The following is a 20114-nucleotide window of genomic DNA, read 5'->3' on the forward strand; positions in this document are numbered from 1 at the left end:
GGAGGTGAGGGCTGATGGGTTGGGACAATCCGCCGGTTCCGTGGTCGGAGCTGGAGCGGAAGCTGTCGGACCGATCGCGGCCGCCGGCGCCTGCGGACGAGTTGCTCGACGCGGACGGCGGTGACGGACCGGCCTGGTCGCGCCACCGCGCGCCGTACGATCCGGCGCCGGCGGACAAGCCACAGCCACCGGAGGGACCGGTGGTGCCGTATGCCGAGCTCCACTGCCACTCGTACTACAGCTTCCTCGACGGCGCGTCCTCCCCGGAGCACCTGGTCGAGGAGTCGGTCCGGCTCGGGTTGCACGCGCTCTCGCTGACCGACCACGACGGGTTCTACGGCGTGGTCCGGATGGCGGAAGCAGCGGAGGAGTACGAGAACCTGCACACCGTGTTCGGTGCCGAGCTCTCCCTGGACCTGACCAAACCGCAGAACGGCATCGCCGACCCCGAAGGCAGCCACCTGCTCGTCCTGGCCGAGGGACAGCAGGGGTATCACCGATTGGCCGGCGCGATCACCGAGGCGCAGTTGCGCGGTCAGGAGAAGGGCCGCCCGAGCTACGACCTGGAGGAGCTCGCCGCCATCGGCGAGGACAGTTGGCTGATCCTGACCGGCTGCCGCAAGGGCCTGGTACGCCGTGCCCTCGAGCTGGGTGGCCACGCGGACGGACCGGCCGCCGCTGCAGGGGAGCTCGACCGGTTGACGGCGCTGTTCGGCAAGGACCGGGTCGTGGTGGAGCTGATCGATCACGGTCTGCCCACGGACAGCGCGCGCAACGCCGTACTGGCCCGGCTGGCCGCGGCCAAGGGGCTGCCGGTCGTTGCCACGAACAACGTTCATTACGCGCAACCCCGCCGGCACAAGCTGGCCGCCGCGATCGCCGCGGTCCGGGCCCGCCGGTCGCTGGACGCGATGGATGGCTGGCTGCCACCCGCCGGCACGGCCCACCTGCGGTCGGGGGAGGAGATGCTCGCCAGGTTCCGCCGGTACGACGGCGCCGTCGCGCGCACGGTGGAACTCGCGGACCAGCTGGCGTTCAGCCTGCGCGCGGCCAAGCCGAACCTGCCCCACCAGGAGGTGCCACCCGGGTACGACGCGATGGGCTGGCTGCGGAAGCTCTGCCGCGACGGGGTGCGGAAACGCTACGCGGACAAGCCGGAGAAGCTGCGGTCGGAGGCGGAAGCCCGGGTCGAGCGGGAACTGCAGGTGATCCACAGCCTGGAGTTCCCCGGGTACTTCCTGATCGTGCGCGACATCGTCATGTTCGCGAAGCGCAAGGGCATCCTCTACCAGGGCCGCGGCTCGGCGGCGAACTCGGTGGTCTGCTACGCGCTGGAGATCACCGCGATCGACCCGGTGTTCTACGACCTGCCGTTCGAGCGGTTCCTGTCCGCGGCCCGGGACGAGGAGCCCGATATCGACGTGGACTTCGACTCCGACCGGCGCGAAGAGGTGATCCAGTACGTCTACGGCAAGTACGGCCGCCGCAACGCCGCACAGGTGGCCAACGTGATCACATACCGCCCGAAGCTCGCAGTACGGGACATGGCCAAGGCACTCGGGTTCAGTACCGGTCAGCAGGATGCGTGGTCCAAGCAGGTGGATGCGTGGGGCGCGGTTCGCAGCAGCGTCGACCACGACATCCCGGCGCCGGTGGTGAAGCTGGCCGAGGAGCTGCTGAAGTTCCCGCGGCACCTGGGCATCCACTCCGGCGGCATGGTGCTGACCGACATCCCGGTCGGCCACGTGGTGCCGATCGAGCACGCCCGGATGGAGAACCGGACCGTGCTGCAGTGGGACAAGGACGACTGCGCCTGGATGGGACTGGTCAAGTTCGACCTGCTCGGGCTCGGCATGCTCGCCGCGTTGCAGTACGCGATGGACCTGGTTCGCGAACACCTCGGCGAGGACTGGAACCTGGACAGCATCCCGAAGGAGGAACCCGGCGTCTACGACCAGCTCTGCAAGGCGGACTCGGTCGGCGTGTTCCAGGTGGAGAGCCGCGCGCAGATGAGCACCCTGCCCCGGTTGCGGCCGCGCAGCTTCTACGACCTGGCGATCGAGGTGGCGCTGATCCGGCCAGGCCCGATCCAGGGCGGCGCCGTGCACCCGTTCATCCGCCGCAAACTCGGCGACGAGCCGATCACCTACCTGCACCCCGCGCTCGAATCAGTGCTGAAGCGCACCCTTGGGGTCCCGCTGTTCCAGGAACAGCTGATGCAGATCGCGATGACGGTCGGCGGCTGCAGCGGTGAGGACGCCGACCTGCTCCGCCGCGCGATGGGCTCCAAACGCGGCGTGGAGAAGATCTCGTCGCTGAAGACCAAGCTGTACGACGGGATGGCGGCCAACGGGATCACCGGGGACACCGCGGACCAGATCTACGAGAAGATCGAGGCGTTCGCGAACTTCGGGTTCGCCGAGTCCCACTCGATCAGCTTCGCGTTGCTCGTCTACGCCAGCACCTGGCTCCGGCTGCACTACCCGGCCGCCTTCCTCGCCGCCCTTCTCCGCGCCCAGCCGATGGGTTTCTACTCACCCCAGTCCCTGGTCGCCGACGCCCGCCGCCACGGCGTCACCGTCCATCGCCCCGACATCCAGCTGTCCCTGGCGCATGCCAACCTCGAGCCCTTCGCCGCGGAACCAGTAGTTGCTACCGGCAATGACAAGTGTCTGGAGCGGGAGCAGCCGGAGGTGGGGAAGTTCGATCCGGAGGTGCCGTTCGACCCGGATGCGCATCGGCGGGACGGGCGGTTGGGCGTGCGGCTCGGGCTGGCCGGGGTGAAGTCGATCGGGACCACTGCGGCGGAGGGCATCGTCGAGGAACGCGAGAAGAACGGCCGGTACGCCGACATGGCCGACCTGGTTCGCCGTACGGGGCTGACCGCGGCTCAGATGGAGGCGCTGGCGACGGCGGGGGCGTTCGACTCGTTCGGGTTGTCCCGGCGGCAGGCGTTGTGGTCCGCGGGCCGGGCGGCCGAGGAACGCCCGGGTCATCTGACCGGCGTGAGTACTGCGGGTCCGCCGCCGATGCTGCCCGGGATGAGCGGGATGGAGACCACGATGGCCGATCTGTGGGCGACCGGGATCTCACCGGACGATCATCCGATCCGGCACGTCCGCGCGGATCTCGATGCCCGCGGCATCCTTCGCGCGAACCAGTTGCCCAGCGCCGGGGAAGGTACCCGGGTCCTGGTCGGAGGAGTGGTCACCCACCGGCAACGCCCGGCGACCGCGGCCGGTGTCACCTTCCTCAACCTGGAGGACGAGACCGGCATGATCAACGTCATCTGCTCCGCCGGGGTCTGGAACCGCTACCGCCGGATCGCTCGCGAATCCAGCGCGATGATCATCCGCGGCCGCCTCGAACGCTCCCAAGGCGTCACCAACCTCGTCGCCGACAAACTGGAACGCCTTCCTCTCGCCGCGCGCACGACATCGAGAGACTTCCGCTGAGTGGGAACAGACGTCAGCCGATGACCGAGAGAATCCGGTCGCAGAAGTTGTCGTCGGTGAGGGTTGCTTCGTGCCCGGTGACCTTGACATCGCCCAGGAACTCGATGAACTCATCGTCGGACGGGTCAGTGGGCGTACCGTTGTGGTCCACCAAGACCTCGAACCACACACTTCCGCCGTCCTTGAAGACCACCTTGCCGTCTGAGTCGTACCACCGGTCGCCGCCTGTCTCACCGACCATGATTGTCAGCGTGCCGTCCCCGTTGTCGGTCACCTTCCTGTCCTTGTTCAGGATGTTGAGCACGTGGGTCACGAACTCGCCGTTCGCCGGGTTGGTGAGGGTGTTGGTGAGATGGGAATTCTCCTGGAAGTACACGAGCCCGTCCGGACCAATCGCGCGCACCTGGAATGATCCCTCGACGTGGAAGTCGAAGTTCACGGCGATTCCCGCGCCACAAAAGTCCTCGATCACTCCGGTGCCGGAGTCTTCGAAGTGCACGTGCTCGAGCGGTTCGGCCGAGGCTGGCACGACCGCCGTCATCAGTGCGAGCAGCAGCCCCCCGCCCGCTATCGTCATTCTGCGTCGCAGTTTCACGGAGCTTCCCCCTCTATTCAGGTGTTGTCCTGGTCGCCGTACAGAAATCCCCCACGCAGCCGCCCCGTTCCGCAACACGTGACCTCTGCCACCGTCGCAGACCCTGCCCCGCCCGTACAGAGCGAAGCCGATGTTGTCTCTAGGATCCGGTGATGGCGCCGATTCGGCTGGCTCGACCGGCGCAACGACCGGGGACCGAGCGGCCCTGGACGGCCCAGACGTCCTGCACCTGCGCTACCGCGTAAGCCGCCCGTAAATCCGCGAGATCAGTTGGCGTGAAATCGGCTACGGTCGGGCGTATGGATCGCCTGTCAGAGATCACCTTTTGCTTGCCTGCGACAACGGAATCACGCGCCTTTCTCCGCGAGTTGCATCTGCTGTTGACCGACGTGCCGTACGCCGTGTGCGCGCCGGCTGCGGGAGCCACTGATGGAGCGTCTGCGGGAGCGTCTGGTGGGGTGATCGATGGAATGGTCGACCGCCTGACCCTCAGCCCGCCGCAACCTGCCGGTGCCCTTCCGGTGACGACGATCGGGCTGGCCGACGTGTCCGCACCTGAGGTCACTTTCGACACAGGTCTTTCCCTGGGCGTCTGGAGTGGTGGCACTCTCGACTCGTCGGCAAGGGTGGAGCTGGCGGACCTGACCCGACGGCTCGCGGGGCACGTTCGGCGGGTTGATCACACGGGCGTGAACCTGCCGGCCGACTCCACGTCCGCCGAGCAATGGCAGTCTCTTCTGAGCGCACTCGGGTCGACGTCGACGATGTACCGCTATCCCGACGGCGAGGAGTGGCCGTTCGTCCTGCCATCGACCTCGGACGAGTTGTTCGACGACATCCGTGACTTCGTGGTCGGCCGTGAACCCCGGTTCGAGCTGGTGTACGCCCAGGGGCTGGAGCGGACAGAGTGGCAGTTCGCGCTCTGGACCGACCTGACCCGCGCGGAGCTGGAGCTGCTGTTCCCCGAGCCCGAAGGGATCACGTTCCCCGGCCTCGATGACATCTTCCGCGTCGTCGAGATCCAGCACCCCTGGCCAGGGCTGGGTATCCGCTTCGACCTGTGTTACCGGATCGAAGACGGCCCGTCCGACTGGGAAACGGGCGAGTGGCTGGTCACCGAAGGCGGCCGCATCCGCTGACCTCGCGGATTTGATGTTCACAGCATCCGGATGTTTAGAGTATCCGGATGATGTGAGTATCCTAGACGCTGTGAGTGAAGCGATGGGGTGGCGATGGTCAGGCTGAGCCGGGCGCAGCAGCAGGAACGCACGCGGTCGGCGGTGCTGGCTGCGGCGAGGGAAGAGTTCGCCGAGCACACGTACGCCGAGGCGAAGGTCGACCGCATCGCGGAACGGGCCGAGTTGACTCGCGGCGCGGTCTACTCGAATTTCCCGAGCAAACGCGCCCTCTACCTCGCAGTCCTCCTCGACTCGATCGAGCAACCAGCCCCGACCCCCGCCACCCGCAACCGAATCGCAGCACCAGCACCCTCGCCGATCCGGCCTGCCCCGCCGGTCGAGCCGACCTCAAGCCTGGGTCCCTCGCCGATCGGGCCGACCCCAGACCCAGTTCCTTCGTCGGGCGCGCTGGGGGAGGCGTTGGGGGCCGTTGCGCGGGTTTGGCTTGAGCGGTTGCCGTTGGTTGGTGATTCGCCGGCTCGGGGGAATCTTCAGTTGCGTTCGCTCACGGGTGTGATCGACGACGGGCCGGGTCGCGCCGCGCTGGCCCAGGTCACCAGGGTGGAGGCCCTGCTGCTCGGTCTCGCGCTGGAGTCATGCGTAGCGCGGCGAATGCGTCCGCAGCGACCACGTCCGCAGCCGGCCAGGAAGGTGCGGTTGGCTGCGATGGTTCTGACCTTGTTGAACGGGGCCGGCCAGCTGGCCGAGAGTGCGCCCGGAGTCGGCGATCCCTTCGATGTGGAACGTACTTGCGAACATCTCGCCGGTCTCGACCTCGCCGACACGTGGGATCGGCCGCTCCTCGCGTACGTCGTACCGGCCCGACCTGCCGACGAGGTCTGGCAACCGCCCACGGAAGCCGGCGATGGCTTCGGCCTTCAGGGCGGCGACTTGGCGGATCAGCTCACAGGTCATGATGTCGACTTCGACCGCGACGGGGTGATCGTGGTCCTTGGGACCGGTCGGCTGGGGGCGGCCGAGGAGGCCATCCGCGCCGTCCGTGGGACGAGTCCGCGAGGGCTCAGTGGGGGAGCGGTCGAACCGGCGGACGATCAGGTCATCGTGGCCGTGGTGACGAGCGATCCCGCCGAGCTCGGACGACTGGTACGGCTCCGGATCGGGGACCTCACCGGTTGCCTCCGGCAAGTGTTCGGACCGGACGCTTGGCCAGGCATCCGGATTGTTCTCGACGACCATGCCGCCATCGCGTCGGCCATCGGAGTCGAGGCAACCGACGCGACCGAGGCGGCAGTGCGCATCCAGGGCGGCAAGATCATCGCCCGAGCCGAGGGACGAGGCGCCGCCCACGCCGCGGCGACCGCGGTACAGAACCACAAGACCGCGGTGCAGGACCAGAAGAGCGCGGCGCAGGACCGGAAGACCGCGGCGCAAGGCCAGCAATCCGTGCACGAATAAGAAGGGCTGCCACGTGCCGCACTCGTCCCGTCAGACCAGCTCCAACCTGCTGGTGCTCCACTCCCTTCGCTGCATCGGGTTCGCCGGCCTGGCCCGAATCGCCGACGCCGCAGGACTCCCCGAATCCGATGTCGAGTCCGAGCTGATCGATCTCGCAAGGGCCGGCCACGTCTCGCACACTCCCGGCGATTTCGGTGGCTGGGGGCTCACCGAATCCGGGCGCGCCGCCGACGCCGTACGGATCGCCGGCGAGCTGGACACGGTCGGCGCCCGAACGACGGTGGCCCAGGCCTACGACGCCTTCACCCCGCTCAACACAGAACTGCTCGATCTTTGTACGGCGTGGCAGCTGCGAATCGTCGACGGTGTCGCGCGACCTAACGAGCACACCGACCCGGTGTACGACTCCCGGGTCCTGGACCTCTTCACCGATTTCGGCCATCGTGCCGATGTCGTCTGCGCCGAACTGTCCGCAGCCTTGACCCGATTCGAGCGCTATCGAGTCCGCCTCACGGAAGCACTGACACGCGCCCGATCAGGTGAGCTGGACTACCTGGTCGACCGCTTCGACTCTTACCACACCGTGTGGTTCCAGCTACACGAAGACCTGCTGGTCACGCTGGGAATCCCACGAGACTGGGCCGCTGCCGACCGATGACCTGGATTCATCCACTCTCGGCGGAGGTCGAGGAGACAGCGAATGTCCTTGGCAGCAAGGGATACGGCCTGGTCGTACTTCACCGCCTCGGCATGCCGGTTCCACCCGGCTTCGTGATCAACACTCAGGTCTGCAGCGACTTTCTCCAGAACGGGCGATTCCCCAACGGCCTCGATGATGAGCTGACCAACGCCGTCGCCGACCTCGAAGCCGCAACCCGTCGGCGGCTTGGCGGATCCGAACGGCCGCTCGCGGTCTCGGTCCGCTCGGGCGGCAGCGTGTCGATGCCGGGCATGATGAACACGATCCTCAACCTCGGTCTCACCACCGAGGCGACCGCAGGACTGGCCGTCGAGACAGGCGACCCGCGGTTCGCGATCGATTCGCGCGAGCGGTTCTTGTCCAGCTTCGCCGCAGCCTTGGGCCCGGGTCGAGCGGAAGTCCCGAACGACGCGAGGCGCCAACTGGACCTCGCCATCCGGGCCGTGTTCTCGTCCTGGGACACCCCGCGCGCCAAGACGTACCGCGTCCTGCACGACATCCCACACGACCTCGGTACGGCGGTGATCGTACAGGCCATGGTGTTCGGCAACCGGGGCGATCACAGCGGTACGGGTGTCGCGTTCAGCCGCAATCCCAACACCGGTGAGAGAACCCCGTTCGGCGAAGTCATGTTCGGCCGTCAGGGCGAGGACGTCGTCTCCGGCAGATCGATCACCCGACCGCTGTCCGAACTGGCCGAACGAGAACCAGCAGTGTGGGCGGCACTCCTGGAAGCCCTGCAGCGAATCGAGGGCCACTACCGCGACGCGTGCTCGGTGGAGTTCACCTTCGAGCTGGGCCGGCTGTGGATTCTGCAAGTGCGATCCGGCGGCCTCGACGGGCGCGCTGCCCTTCGAGTCGCGGTCGACCTGGCCGACGAGGGCCTGATCGACCGTCGCGAGGCACTGCTCCGGATCTCACCGCGGCACCTCGGATCCGCTCGTACGCCGCGAATCGCAACCGACGCGGCCGACATCCTCACCCGCGGCCTCGGCGCCAGCCCCGGTGTTGCGATCGGAAAGGTCGCGACTACCGCCGACCGGGCAGCCCGGATGGCCGCCGATGGTCCGGTCATCCTCGTTCGCCCGTACACCTCGCCGCTCGACATGCACGGCCTGGCCGCCGCGGCGGGAGTCGTCACCGCGCGCGGCGGACCGACCAGCCACGCAGCCGTTGTCGCGCGGGCGTTGGGTAAACCCGTCGTCGTTTCGGCCGCAGACCTCACGGTTGACGTCGATGCTGCCTGCGTACGAGCCGGCGGACGTATTGTCGCCGAAGGCACATTCATCACCATCGACGGAACCGGGGGAGAGGTCGTCATCGGCAGCCCCGACATCCTCACCGGAACGACGGACCCTCAGCTGCATCGCCTACTGGCATGGGCGGACGAGCTCTCGGGCAACAACTCGCACCGCGACGAAGGAGAACGCCTGGCCGCGGCCCACGCAGTCCTCTCCAGGCAACCCTAGGAGCCGGCGACTGGCGGGATGGTGGTCGGCGAGCTGGCGGCAGGTGGGGTGGTGGCTCGGGCGATGAACTGTGGAGCCAGGCGGACGCTTCGCGGGCTGGGGCTTTGGTTGCGGACCAGGCGTACTGCTTCGCGGCCGATGTCGCTGAGCGGTTGGCGGACGCTGCTGAGTCCGATGAGTTCGGCGGCCGGGCTGTCGTCGTACCCGGTGACCGCGACGTCTTGTGGGCATCGCAGGCCGGCGGCGGTGAGTTCGGCGACCACGCCGAACGCGAGCAAGTCGTTGGCGCAGACGATCGCCTGCGGTCGCGGCGTACCGGCTGACAGCAGCTCCCGCGCAGCCTGGCGCCCGGCAGCGACGTCGGTGTCGGTGACGGTGACGGCAGGTAGGGCGGCGATCCCGTGGGCCTGGCAAGCGGCGGTGAAGGCCTGGGCCCGCTCGGCGATGCTGGAGATCCCGGCCGCGATGCCGACGAAGGCGGCGCTGGTGATGCCGTTCGCAGCGAGGTGAACGACGACCTGGGCGATACCACTGGACTCGTCGACCCCGACGAAGTCGACGTTGTCGACGGCATGACGGTCGATTTGCAGCAGCGGCACCTGGCCGGCGATCGACCGCAACGCGGCGGCACTGCGCTCCGTATCGACCGGGCAGATGATCAGCGCATCGACCCGGCGACGCAGCAGCGTTTCGAGCCGGTGGGCTTCGGCGTCGACGTCGTTGCCCGAATCGCACAGGATGAGGTCCACGCCGACGCCCGCGAACTCCTGCTCGACACCTTGTACTACGGCGGGGAAGTAGGGGTTGGTGATCTCGGGGACAAGCATTCCGACGACGCCGGTCGACCTGGTCCGCAACGACGCGGCGGCCGCACTGGGCCGGTAGTTGAGGCGCCGGCTTACCCGTTCCACTTCGCGTTTGGTGGCTTCGCTGACGCCGTACTGGCCGGACAGCACGCGGGACACCGTGGACACGGAGACGCCCGCGGCCGCCGCGACGTCCCGGATGGTCACCATGACGCGGTACCAGGCCTTTCGGGATCGGTTGCTGCCTGGAGGCTAGCAGCCTGCCGGGAGGCCGCTGACCGTTGCGGGCGCACCACCACCTTGCGAGTGGCCGGGTCGGCGTCTCGCGCGCGGGTGAACGCGTCGGTCGCTTCGTCGAGGGCGAACTCGTGGCTGACGATGGTCGATGGCAGCACCCGGCCGGTCGCCACCAGGTCGATCACCTCCGGCCAGACGCCGGGGCTGCCGAGGCTGCCGACCATCGCCAGATCGCGCAGGACGAGGCTGTCCAGATCGACCGGTACGGAGGGCCGTCCGCACAGGCCGAGCACCACGATGGTGCCGCCGTCCGCGGTTCCTTGGACGGCGGCCGCTGTTCCTGAGGGCGTCCCGGTCGCGTCGATCACCTGACTGAAGCGGTGCGGCACGGTGGCGACAGCATCGAACCCCAGGCCGGCCGAGAACCGGCGACGAGCGGCGTGGTGTTCGACCAGGAGCACCGGTCCCATACCGATGGCCCGAGCGGCCAGTGCGCACAGAAGCCCAATGGTCCCGGCCCCGACGATAGCGATCGGTCCGATCGGTGCCGCAGGCAAGCGATGCAGTCCACGGTAGGCCACCGCGAGGGGTTCAATCAGCGCGGCGTCCAGCGGATCGACGCTCGGTGGAAGGCGATGGGCCGCCCGGGCCGGAAACACCAGCGTGGACGCCATCCCCCCGGCGCGATTGAGGATCCCTGTTTCCGTACGGTCCGGGCACAGGTGATACCTACCCGCGGCACACACACCGCAGACTCCGCAACCAATCGAGCACTCGCCCACGACGCGGTCACCGATCGCGAAGCCGTTCACACCTGGACCCACCGAATCGACCACGCCGGTCCACTCGTGCCCGGGGACGATCGGGTACGTCGCGCCGCCGTCGGTCAGGTAGCCCATCGTGCCGGCGAGCAGTTCGAGGTCGGTACCGCAGACACCGACCGCATCCGGGGTGATGAGCAGTTCGCCGGCACCCGGCGTACCGCCCGTCTGAGTCCGGACGCGCAGGTCGTTCGGGCCGATCAGGACGGCCTGTCGATGTGCGGCGGAGTTCACGTCGGGAACGATACCGGAAATCTGCTCAAACCGTCCCGAAGAGGATCGCAATATTCGCGTAATTTGCCTGTTGCCTAGCGAGAGTTGTGCTGCCATGCTGCTCGGTATCGTTCCCGAAGATGGAGCATTCGATGCCAACTCTCAACGGCACCCAGCGGCTGCGTCGCGACCGCTCGATGCTGCTGATGGTGCTGCCGGCCGGGTTGTTGCTGCTGGTCTTCACCTACGTGCCCCTAGTGGGCAACGTGATCGCATTCCTCGACTACCAGCCGTACCTGCCGATCGAGCAGTCGCCCTGGGTCGGTCTCGGGAACTTCCAGCTGCTGTTCGCGGATCCGGCCTTCTGGCGGGCGGTGTCCAACACCCTGCAGATCACCTTCCTGCAGGTCGTGTTCGCCTTCCCGGTACCGATCGCGCTGGCGATCCTGCTGAGCTCACTGATCAGCTCGCGGGTCAAGAAGATCGTGCAGACCGTCGTCTACCTGCCGCACTTCCTGTCCTGGGTGCTGATCGTGGCGCTGTTCCAGCAGGTGCTCGGCGGCTCCGGCGTGATCAACCAGTTCCTCACCCAGCAAGGGCTGCATGCGGTCGGCTTCATGACCACTCCGGAGACGTTCAAGCTGCTGATCGTTGCCCAGGGCGTGTGGAAGGACGCCGGCTGGGGGACGATCATCTTCCTCGCCGCGCTGACCGCGATCGACGACGCGCTGTACGAGTCGGCCGCGATGGACGGCGCCGGCTGGTGGCAACGGCTGTGGCATGTCACCCTGCCCGGCATCCGGCCGATCATCGCGATCCTGCTGATCCTGAACCTCGGCCAGGCGCTCAACGTCGGATTCGAGCAGATCCTGCTGCAACGCTCCAACGTCGGCCCGGACGCCGCCGAGGTGCTGGACACCTACGTCTACTTCCACGGCATCGGCGACGGCAACTTCGGCCTGGGTGCCGCGGCCGGCCTGTTCAAGGGCGTCGTCGGCCTGATCTTGATCCTGGCCGCCAACAAGGTCTCGCACCTGCTCGGCGAACAGGGGGTGTATTCGAGGCAATGAGTACTACGGACGCAAGGCCGGCGTGGGCCGGCAAGCCTTCGGTTCCGACGAGTGTGATCAAGGCGATCGTGCTGGTCATCGTGACGGCGGTCGTGCTGTTCCCGTTCCTTGTGGTGATCTCCACCAGCCTCGCCACCCAGGCAGACCTGACCGCCAACGGCGGATTCATGATCGTGCCCGAGAGCTTCACCCTCGACGCCTATCGAGCGGTGTTGTCCGGCGGCGTGGTGACCAGAGCCGTCGGAGTCAGCGCGTTCGTCACCGTCGTGGGGACTGCCCTGAGCCTGGTCTGCACCGCGCTGGCGGCGTACGGACTGACCCGGCGCGACTCGTTCGGCCACCGGCCGATCCTGACGTTCTTCCTGCTGACGTTCCTGTTCACCCCGGGAATCATCCCGAGCTATCTGATGGTCAAGCAATTGGGCCTGATCGACAACGTGTGGGCACTCATCCTGCCGTCGGCGATCAGCGCCTTCAACCTGGTGATCGTGCGCGGGTTCTTCATGGGCATCCCGGATGAACTCATCGACGCGGCGCGCATCGACGGCGCGGGCGAATTGCGCATCTTCGCCACCATCGTGTTGCCGTTGTCGAGGGCGGTACTGGCGGTGGTCGGCCTGTTCTACGCGGTCGGCTACTGGAACGCCTTCTTCAACGCGATGCTCTACCTCAACGACACCAGCCTGTGGCCACTGCAACTGGTCGTGCGCACCTACGTTCTGCAGGCCAACCCGATCCTCGACGCGTCCGGCGACGCGGGCGCACAGCCGCCGACCCAGGCCATCCAGATGGCCGTCGCCGTCCTCGCTCTGTTGCCCATCGCAATGGTCTTCCCGTTCCTGCAACGCAACTTCACCAAGGGCGTTCTGACCGGCGCGATCAAAGGCTGATCTGTTTCACCTTCACCGAAGGAGCAACCCAATGACCACACCCCCGCTCACCGAAGGTCTGGGCAGACGCGGCTTGCTGGCCGCGGGCGCCGGCCTGCTCGCGACGGCCGGGCTCACCCTGCCGGCCAACGCCAAGCCGCTGTCGGCGTACAGCAAGAACGATCTCGGTCCGGGCTCCACGCCGGCCGAGATCGAGGCCGCGCTCGACGCGTTCTTCGACTCGGCCGAACCGGTGCTGAGCATCCCGCCGATGAACCTGCCGATCAGCTACGAGCGGCAGCTCGCGCACGGCACCCGCAAGGCGATCATCTTCGAACCCGGTGCTCAGTTCTACTTCGACACCTTCACCGCACCGGCCTTCATGCTCTACACCGAGCCGCTGTGGACCGTCGCGGTCACCGGCATCACCCAGGTCGACAACATCAATCTGGTCGACGATCCCGCTCACGACCCGGCCAGCTTCAACACCGTCGCGCGGGTCACCCTCAGCACCGCGCAGACGGTGCGCAAGGGCGACCGGTTCCGGCTGATCTCCGACGACGAGGTGTATGAGTCGCTGCATGGTGGCACCCCGCCCGGAGGTGCGAAGCGGGCTCGACTCGGGGAGGTGGTCACGGCCGGCCTCGACAGCACCGGTACGACGGTCACCTTCACGTCCCCGCTGAAGGAAACCGGCTACCAGACGAACGTACGACTCTGCCGGCTGGCCGACGCCAGGGTGGACCTGATCGGCGGGGGCTGCGACTACAACGACCCCGCTGCCGCAACCAACGGCATCCATCCGGTCGTCCAGCTGGAAGGGCTCACCGGCTGCCGGATCGTCGGATTCTCCTCCCAGCGTTCGATCGCGTCGGTCTTCTACCTGATCGGCTGCATCGACACGCAGGTGATCGCGCCGACCTTCCGCAACGGCAGACTCGAGGTCTCCCTCAACCACTTCAGTTACGGCATCGAGGACTGGAGCGGCCTCGGGACGACTGTCATCGGCCCGAACAGCCTGAATGTCCGTCATGCCGTCGACAGTGGCACTTATGCGCAGGAGGCCAACCTCCCCGGCCGTCGTACCCATCGGCACGGGCGTACTCGCGGCCTCACCGTGTCCGGCGGCACCGGTTCGGCCGGTCCGAACTCGCCCACGTCGACCCATGACGAAGCAGACGGTGCCACCGTCACTGGGTACACGGTGTTCGACATCTACCAGGGCGCCAGCTCCGCTGGGCCCGCCTTCACCATGCGGGGCAAGAACACCTCCCTGACCGGCTGCCACGCCGCCAACACCCGCGTCGGCGTCTACCTGGCCACATACCTCAATGGCTCGGTCAAGGACTGCGACATAGTGGACTGTCAGACCAGGGCGTTGATGTTTGCCTCTGGCAACTGGCAGGTACCGCTCGACACTCACGGCGTCGTCAAGGGGAGCCGGTTCTCCGTCCTGAACAGCGATTCGCCTGTCTGGTACGTCAACACCGCGGCGTACGGCGCCAGCATGCACGGCGAACTGGAAGACGTCGTACTGGCGGCCCGTTCCACTCGCCAGCAGGTGTACAGCCGGGTCGCCCAATTCCTTGCCCCCGGCAACTGGCGGATCCGCGACCTGACCATCGACCTGCGCGATCTGAACCCGGCGACGCTCAACGGCGCGAGCACCGGGTTCACCGGCGCCACCGGCATCGTCCCGTTCTACTTCCAGGTGGACGGCGTCAACCTCGACATCGAGAACCTGACCATCCTGGCCGGGCGGAACAGCATCACCCGCCTACTCGACGGCGCACCGGCGACACTGCCCAACACGTCGGTACGCATCCGCAACCTGTACTACGAGGGCGACGCGGCGATCACCAGTGGCGGCGGACTCTCGGCGGGCAACAAGTTCGGCATCAACTGGTCGAAGTTCACCTCCGGCCGGGTCTCAGTCAGTGGTCGCAGGCTCTGGGGCACCGGCGGGGACAAGCTGCACGGGCGTACCAACGACGAATACACCAAGTTCTTCGCCCAGAACGCTGTCGCCGCGGTGGTGCCGGACCTGCACGGCCTCGACGACGATCACGTCACCCTCCGGTTCGGCGGTACGGCCGGTGACCTCACCTTGGCCGGCTGGCCCACCACGGCCATGCGATCAGCGCAACGAGTCACGATCATGAACGGCTCCAACGGAGTCATCACCTTCCCCTTCCCGGCGTACTCCATCCCGGCCGGCGGCACGGCCACCTTCGTGCTGTCCGACAACCGCAATCCGCTGCTGGAGTCCACCTCGTGACCGTCACCTCGGCACCGTGACGATCCACCTCGACCGCAAGAACCGATCGCAAAGGAACACATCATGTCCACTCACGAACCGGGACCGGCCGGAGTCGCCCGGCGCTCCGTGCTCCTCGGCGGGATCGCCGGCCTCGGCGCGGCAGCCTTCGGCGGCACGCTGCTGTCCGGCTGCTCCGCAAAGTCGCCGACGTCCACCGCTGCGAGCCGCGGTCTGAAGAACGCACTGCCCGCCTATCTGCCGATCGCCTCCGACGCCCGTCCGATCCGGCCGGGGAGCGACGACGGCCTCGTGATGGCGGTCTACGACGCCTACCCGAAGGACCCGTTCTCCCGCCTGCCCGGCCCGGTCGGCGACGGCAAGCCGACCACCGCGTTCATGGTCACCTACAGCGCTCTGCCGCCGCCGAAGGAGCAGAACGCCTATTGGCAGTCGATCAACAAACAACTCAACACCGACCTCAGCCTGAACATCGTGGCCGGCTCCGACTACCCGACCAAGATCGCCGCGTTGATCGCCGGGGGGACGCTGCCCGACATCGTCCAGGTCCAGACCAACACGGCGGGGTTGCAGCGGCTGGCCGACATCGCCAACGCGAAGTTCGTCGACATGGGGCCTTACCTGTCTGGTGACAAGGTCAAGGACTACCCGTATCTGGCCAACATCCCCACCCAGACGTGGAAGGCCTCGGTCTGGGGCGGCCGGCTGTTCGGCGTACCGACGACCCGGTCGCTGTTCGGAACGGTCAACTACAAGAACGTGGCCGTGCTGGAGGCCGCGGGAGTGACGGAGGATGCGACCGATCTGGACGGATTCACCGCCTTGTGCCAGCAGGTCACCAATCCGTCGAAGGGCATCTACGCTCTCAGCGGCGAGACGGGCGTGGGCTTCCCGGTCTCGTTCTCGATGTTCCTGACCACCTTCGGTGTCGCCAACGGGTGGGCGGAGGATGCGGCCGGCGCGCTGACCCTGCCCGCGCTCAGCGATGAGTGGTACGCCGCCATCGAGTACACCAAGAAGCTGTGGAAACTCGGCGTCTACGACCCGAACACCCCGGCCATGACGAATGCCGCCAAGGCCAGCGCGTTCGAAGGCGGCCGGCTCGCGTTCATCGACGACGCGCTGGCCTACTGGAACACGGCACTCAAACGTACGCCGGGCCTGCGGCTCGACATGCGGACGCCGTTCGGCGCCGACGGGGCGAAACCGGTGCACTGGCTGGGCCTCGGCACCTACGGCACGAGCGCGATCCGCAAGGAGAACGAGGATCGGGTCCCCGCGCTGCTGAGCATGCTCAACTACCTGGCCGCCCCGTTCGGTACGAAGGAGTTCCTGCACAAGGAGTACGGCGAACAGGGCGTCACGTACAAGGTCGATGCCAAGGGCAACCCGGTACGAACCGAGCGCGGCGACCTCGAGACGACGGTCAACATCAACCGTCTTGCCAACGGCCCGCTCGTCCTGTTCGACACGGCTGTCGCCACCGAGAACCTGATCAGACAGCAGGAAGCGCAGAAGAAGCTGGCCGCAATCGCCCTGCCCAACCCGTCGGCTGGATACGACACTGCGGCGGTGCCTGCGCAGGGGAGTGCCGCGGCGATGCAGAACATCTACGACACCCAGACCGGGTACATCCTTGGTCGCAAGAGCCTCGCCGACCTCAAGACGGCCGTCAGCGGTTACTGGGACAAGTACGGTAAGTCCGTCGCCGAACAGATCCAGCAGGCCAAGGCCGCCGATAAGTGATGGCCCAGAGGGAGCTGAGCGCAATCGCCGAGGTGCGCCCGATCGACCAGGGTGAGAGAGGAGATGGGTGATGCCTGCCGACCGCGCCGCCCTCCGAGTCGCGGTGATCGGACTCGGAACGATCGCCCGCATCGCCCATCTGCCCACCCTGCACGAACTCGACGACGTCGAAATCGTCGGTCTCTGCGACACACCCGAAGTCCTCGCCAGGCACCGGTTCGCGCCCGGGTTCGACGATGTCGAGAAGCTCCTCGAAGCCGTCGAACCGGACGCGGCCTTCGTCCTTACTCCGGCCGATACCCACCTCGACCTGGCGTCGAAGTTGATCACGCGCGGAGTGGCCACCTTCTGCGAGAAACCCTTGGCCTCGACGGTCGAGGAGGCCCGGCGGATCGCCCAGCTCGCCGAGCTCCATCACGTCCCCGTGATGGTCGGATTCAACCGCCGCTTCGCACCCACCTACCTCAAGGCCAAGGCGGCCCTCGACACCACGCCGGCGACGATCGGCATCTTCCAGAAGACCCGGCGCGACCGCTACTACCGCGCCTCCCTCGACAACCTCATCCACATGATCGACCTGGCCAGGTTCTTCTTCGGGGAGTGCGCTCATGTCACCGCCGAGGCGACCTTCGACGACCCGTACTGGGAGGAAAACCTGTCGGCGACCCTGCGCTTCGACTCCGGCCAGCTCGCCACCATCATCGGCAACCGCAGCTGCGGCATCTGGACCGAACGCGTCGACCTGCACGGCAACGGCCAGACGATCACCGTCAACGCACCCAGCGAAATCCGCATCGCCGCCGACGACACCGAGCGAGTCGAACAACTGTCGCCGGCGGCCTCCGGTTTCGACCACCCCATCGATGCCCTCGGCTTCGCGGCCCAAACCCGGCACTTCCTCGCCGCCGCCCGAGCCGGCCACGACGTCACCCAGAACAACGCCCGCAACGGCCTAGCCACCCAAGAACTCATGGACCGCATCCTCACCGCCGCCGGCCTACCAACCCACGACCAACCAACTGCGTAGACCCACCCCGGTAGACCCCCAGCCGTCCTCAAGCCACGCAGAACTCGTTGCCCTCCGGATCAAGCATCACGACATGCCCGAAGTCCTCGCCGTACATCTCCTCCCGTACGACGGTCGCCCGCGCGACCACCAGCTCAGCCACCTTCGCGCGGATCAGTTGCTCGCGCTCGGCCATGTCCCACGGCGGCTTCCCGGCGACTCGGATATCGACGTGCATCCGGTTCTTGGAAGTCTTCGGCTCCGGAACGCGCAAGAACCCGATGGCCGGCCCAACACCGTCCGGGTCGACGATCGAAGCACCGTCGTCGTCCTCGTAGCCAGGCTCGCTCACATAACCCAGCGCCTGCGCCCAGAAGGCAGCGAGCAACTGGGGATCGGCAGCATCACAACCCAACGTCCAATGCGTCCCCATCCCGACACCCTACGACGCGGCTGCCGCCGGCGGAGACAGCCAACTGCGGATGGCGGAGCCAGCCAACCGCGGAAGCGAGGTGCTGCGTCGGCAGCCCGAGTGGGTCTCGCGTTTTGTGGCGCAACAACCTGCCACCCCGCTCGGCGAGATCAGTAGCGAGCCGCCAACCCAGACAGAGGGCAGCTCGGCCAACGGCGAGCGGCTGAGGTCGGGCAGGCGGGGTGAGCGCAAGCACCTGCTTGGCGGGTGCCTCAGCGAGCCGATCTGTTGGCGGTGGCGGGCGGCTGGGGTCGGGTGCGCGCAGGCAATTGGCTTGCAGGTGCCTCAGTAGGCCGGTCGGTTAACGGCGGGCGGCTGGATCAACGAGTCCCTCGGGTCAAAAGGTCGGCAGTTCGTCGGCCGCCGCGGTGACCGGGGGCAACAGGTTGGCTGGCCGATCGGCTGCCCCGTAAACGCCGCGGGCGGCAATGACCGGTGGGCATAGATGGTGGTTCGGCGGCCGCGAACGGCGGCGTTGTGCTGGCGGCCGGGCTCAACAGTCGTGGGGATCAGACGGGTGGTGGTTCGTCGGCTGGGGTTTGGGCTGTGCTGGCCGAAAGCCCAAGCGGGTGGGTTCCCGAGTGGTGGTCAACGACCGGTGGGGCTAGAAGGGGGGTGGATCGTCAGGTGCGGGTGGGGTGGGTGGTTGGGTGATGGGGCCGCGGGCGGGCGGAACGGTGGTGTGGCGGTGCCCGGTCGGCGTAGTCAGGGTGATGGAGCCGTCGGGGTGGTTGGTGGTGGTCCAGCCCCAGGCCGGGGTGTCCTTGATGACGTGGTGGTACTCGCAGTACGGCGCCATCCCAGCCAGGCTGGTCGTGCCGGTTTGGGCGAATGGGGTGCCATGGTCGCGGTCGCATTCCCGCGACGTCCGGTTGCAGCCGGGCCAGGCGCAGACCGGGTGCCGGGCCAGCAGAGTTTCGGTGACCAGGGCGCCGGGGTCGTGGCGGGTGGTGGAGGCCTCGAGCACGGCGCCGTTGATCGGGTCGGTGAGGAGCCGGCGCCAGGTGCCGTCGGCGGCGATCCGCCGGGCCAGGTCGGCCGGGATGGGTCCGTAGCCGGTCAGTTCGGCGGGGTCGTCGTCGAGACCGAGCAGGGTCGAGAACGGGACGACGACCTCGATGTGCGGGCGACGCTTGTGCTGGTCGGGCAGCCGGCGGCCAAGCCAGTCCAGCCCGTTGCGCAGCATGTGCTCGAACAGGTCGGCCACCGCATCGGCGCGCCGCTGATCCACATTCCGCCGATCCTTCTCTCGTTCTGGGCGGGGGTCGTGGTCGGGCGGTGAGCCGGTTGCCCCGGTCGCCGGATCGCTGCCCGGGTCGGTGATCTGTCCGCCGGTGCCGCCGCCGGGGGTGGGGTCGGTTGTGTCGCGGCTGGTGGTGTCGGCGCTGTAGCCGGTACCCGCGGCGGAGGTGCCGGTGGAGCCGGTGGAGGAGGTGCTGGCGGCGCCGGTGATGTCGCCGGTGGTGCCTGGATCCGGCGAGCCGGAACCCGCGGTGGTCGTGCCGCCGGTGGAGGCAGTGCCTGCGGAAGTGGCGTCTGCGGAAGTGTCTGCGGCGGAGGCGGAGGTCTCGGCCGTGAAACCGGTGCCCGTCGAGCCGGAGCCGGTGTGCGCGGAGCCGGTGTGCGCGGAGCCGGTGCCCGCGGCGGAGGAAGTGGTGCCGCCGGTGGGGGCGGTACCCGCGGTGGCGGTGTCTGCGGAAGCGGATCCCGTGGAGGTGGCGGTGTCTGCCGTGGAGGTGGCGCCATCCGAGCCGGTGCACGCGGCAGAGGCGGTGGCGGTGGC

General features: G+C 67.6%; 15 protein-coding genes. 10 read left to right on the plus strand and 5 right to left on the minus strand.

Annotated features, from left to right (window positions below; all coding sequences use genetic code 11):
• Window positions 1-14 precede the first annotated feature (14 nt).
• Window positions 15-3455 (plus strand): error-prone DNA polymerase, encoded by a 3441-nt coding sequence (locus EV643_RS13585; protein WP_133800382.1) that lies wholly within the window; start codon window positions 15-17, stop codon window positions 3453-3455.
• 13 nt (window positions 3456-3468) lie between these two features.
• Here EV643_RS13585 and EV643_RS13590 read toward each other — a convergent pair whose 3' ends face one another.
• Complete coding sequence (locus EV643_RS13590; RefSeq protein WP_133800383.1) at window positions 3469-4032, minus strand: hypothetical protein; 564 nt, start codon at window positions 4030-4032, stop codon at window positions 3469-3471.
• Window positions 4033-4349: 317 nt separating this feature from the next.
• Here EV643_RS13590 and EV643_RS13595 point away from each other — a divergent pair, with 317 nt between their 5' ends.
• The 4 genes from EV643_RS13595 (at window position 4350) to EV643_RS13610 (ending at window position 8813) form a co-directional block, all read left to right on the plus strand.
• Window positions 4350-5189 (plus strand): hypothetical protein, encoded by an 840-nt coding sequence (locus tag EV643_RS13595; protein ID WP_166665435.1) that lies wholly within the window; start codon window positions 4350-4352, stop codon window positions 5187-5189.
• A 93-nt stretch (window positions 5190-5282) separates the two neighbouring features.
• Window positions 5283-6644 (plus strand): TetR/AcrR family transcriptional regulator, encoded by a 1362-nt coding sequence (locus EV643_RS13600; protein ID WP_133800384.1) that lies wholly within the window; start codon window positions 5283-5285, stop codon window positions 6642-6644.
• Between the two features lie 13 nt (window positions 6645-6657).
• Entirely contained in the window at window positions 6658-7302 is a 645-nt protein-coding gene (locus tag EV643_RS13605; protein WP_133800385.1) for a transcriptional regulator, read from the plus strand.
• The gene (locus EV643_RS13610) at window positions 7299-8813 is read left to right on the plus strand and encodes a pyruvate, phosphate dikinase (RefSeq protein WP_133800386.1); all 1515 of its coding nucleotides are present in this window, start codon (window positions 7299-7301) and stop codon (window positions 8811-8813) included. The genes EV643_RS13605 and EV643_RS13610 overlap by 4 nt, the downstream gene beginning before the upstream one ends.
• Here the strand turns inward: EV643_RS13610 and EV643_RS13615 are convergent.
• A complete protein-coding gene (locus EV643_RS13615) occupies window positions 8810-9829 on the minus strand; it encodes a LacI family DNA-binding transcriptional regulator (RefSeq protein WP_133800387.1) in 1020 nt (339 codons plus the stop codon). The genes EV643_RS13610 and EV643_RS13615 overlap by 4 nt on opposite strands.
• On the minus strand, window positions 9823-11007 hold the full coding sequence (locus tag EV643_RS13620) for a zinc-dependent alcohol dehydrogenase (protein ID WP_133800388.1): 1185 nt from the start codon (window positions 11005-11007) through the stop codon (window positions 9823-9825). The genes EV643_RS13615 and EV643_RS13620 overlap by 7 nt, the downstream gene beginning before the upstream one ends.
• Window positions 11008-11042: 35 nt before the next feature.
• Between EV643_RS13620 and EV643_RS13625 the strand changes: the two genes are divergently transcribed.
• The 5 genes from EV643_RS13625 to EV643_RS13645 all read left to right on the plus strand — a co-directional run bounded on the left by EV643_RS13625 (window position 11043) and on the right by EV643_RS13645 (window position 17880).
• Window positions 11043-11960 (plus strand): ABC transporter permease, encoded by a 918-nt coding sequence (locus EV643_RS13625; protein ID WP_238165564.1) that lies wholly within the window; start codon window positions 11043-11045, stop codon window positions 11958-11960.
• Window positions 11957-12850, plus strand: coding sequence for a carbohydrate ABC transporter permease (locus EV643_RS13630; protein ID WP_133800390.1), 894 nt, complete (start codon window positions 11957-11959; stop codon window positions 12848-12850). The genes EV643_RS13625 and EV643_RS13630 overlap by 4 nt, the downstream gene beginning before the upstream one ends.
• A 31-nt stretch (window positions 12851-12881) precedes the next feature.
• Complete coding sequence (locus tag EV643_RS13635; RefSeq protein ID WP_133800391.1) at window positions 12882-15107, plus strand: hypothetical protein; 2226 nt, start codon at window positions 12882-12884, stop codon at window positions 15105-15107.
• A gap of 63 nt (window positions 15108-15170) precedes the next feature.
• Window positions 15171-16853, plus strand: a complete 1683-nt coding sequence (locus EV643_RS13640) for an extracellular solute-binding protein (protein WP_133800392.1) — start codon at window positions 15171-15173, stop codon at window positions 16851-16853.
• A gap of 70 nt (window positions 16854-16923) precedes the next feature.
• Window positions 16924-17880 carry a Gfo/Idh/MocA family protein gene (locus EV643_RS13645; protein WP_133800393.1) on the plus strand — a complete coding sequence of 319 codons (957 nt, stop codon included), beginning with the start codon at window positions 16924-16926 and terminating at the stop codon, window positions 17878-17880.
• 28 nt (window positions 17881-17908) lie between these two features.
• Here the strand turns inward: EV643_RS13645 and EV643_RS13650 are convergent, their stop codons facing one another.
• A complete protein-coding gene (locus EV643_RS13650; protein WP_133800394.1) occupies window positions 17909-18292 on the minus strand; it encodes a VOC family protein in 384 nt (127 codons plus the stop codon).
• Window positions 18293-18935: 643 nt separating this feature from the next.
• Window positions 18936-20114 (minus strand): HNH endonuclease signature motif containing protein (locus EV643_RS13655; RefSeq protein WP_133800395.1); only part of this gene is annotated, 1179 nt, incomplete at its 5' end.

This window comes from Kribbella caucasensis (genome assembly GCF_004361855.1).
Classification (GTDB): Bacteria; Actinomycetota; Actinomycetes; order Propionibacteriales; family Kribbellaceae; genus Kribbella; species Kribbella caucasensis.

Coding starts and splice junctions, on each gene's coding strand:
- EV643_RS13585 (WP_133800382.1), top strand. CDS start 15: ATGGGTTGGGACAATCCGCCGGTTCCGTGGTCGGAGCTGGAGCGGAAG.
- EV643_RS13590 (WP_133800383.1), bottom strand. CDS start 4,032: ATGACGATAGCGGGCGGGGGGCTGCTGCTCGCACTGATGACGGCGGTC.
- EV643_RS13595 (WP_166665435.1), top strand. CDS start 4,350: ATGGATCGCCTGTCAGAGATCACCTTTTGCTTGCCTGCGACAACGGAA.
- EV643_RS13600 (WP_133800384.1), top strand. CDS start 5,283: ATGGTCAGGCTGAGCCGGGCGCAGCAGCAGGAACGCACGCGGTCGGCG.
- EV643_RS13610 (WP_133800386.1), top strand. CDS start 7,299: ATGACCTGGATTCATCCACTCTCGGCGGAGGTCGAGGAGACAGCGAAT.
- EV643_RS13615 (WP_133800387.1), bottom strand. CDS start 9,829: ATGGTGACCATCCGGGACGTCGCGGCGGCCGCGGGCGTCTCCGTGTCC.
- EV643_RS13620 (WP_133800388.1), bottom strand. CDS start 11,007: ATGGCAGCACAACTCTCGCTAGGCAACAGGCAAATTACGCGAATATTG.
- EV643_RS13625 (WP_238165564.1), top strand. CDS start 11,043: ATGCCAACTCTCAACGGCACCCAGCGGCTGCGTCGCGACCGCTCGATG.
- EV643_RS13630 (WP_133800390.1), top strand. CDS start 11,957: ATGAGTACTACGGACGCAAGGCCGGCGTGGGCCGGCAAGCCTTCGGTT.
- EV643_RS13635 (WP_133800391.1), top strand. CDS start 12,882: ATGACCACACCCCCGCTCACCGAAGGTCTGGGCAGACGCGGCTTGCTG.
- EV643_RS13640 (WP_133800392.1), top strand. CDS start 15,171: ATGTCCACTCACGAACCGGGACCGGCCGGAGTCGCCCGGCGCTCCGTG.
- EV643_RS13645 (WP_133800393.1), top strand. CDS start 16,924: ATGCCTGCCGACCGCGCCGCCCTCCGAGTCGCGGTGATCGGACTCGGA.
- EV643_RS13650 (WP_133800394.1), bottom strand. CDS start 18,292: ATGGGGACGCATTGGACGTTGGGTTGTGATGCTGCCGATCCCCAGTTG.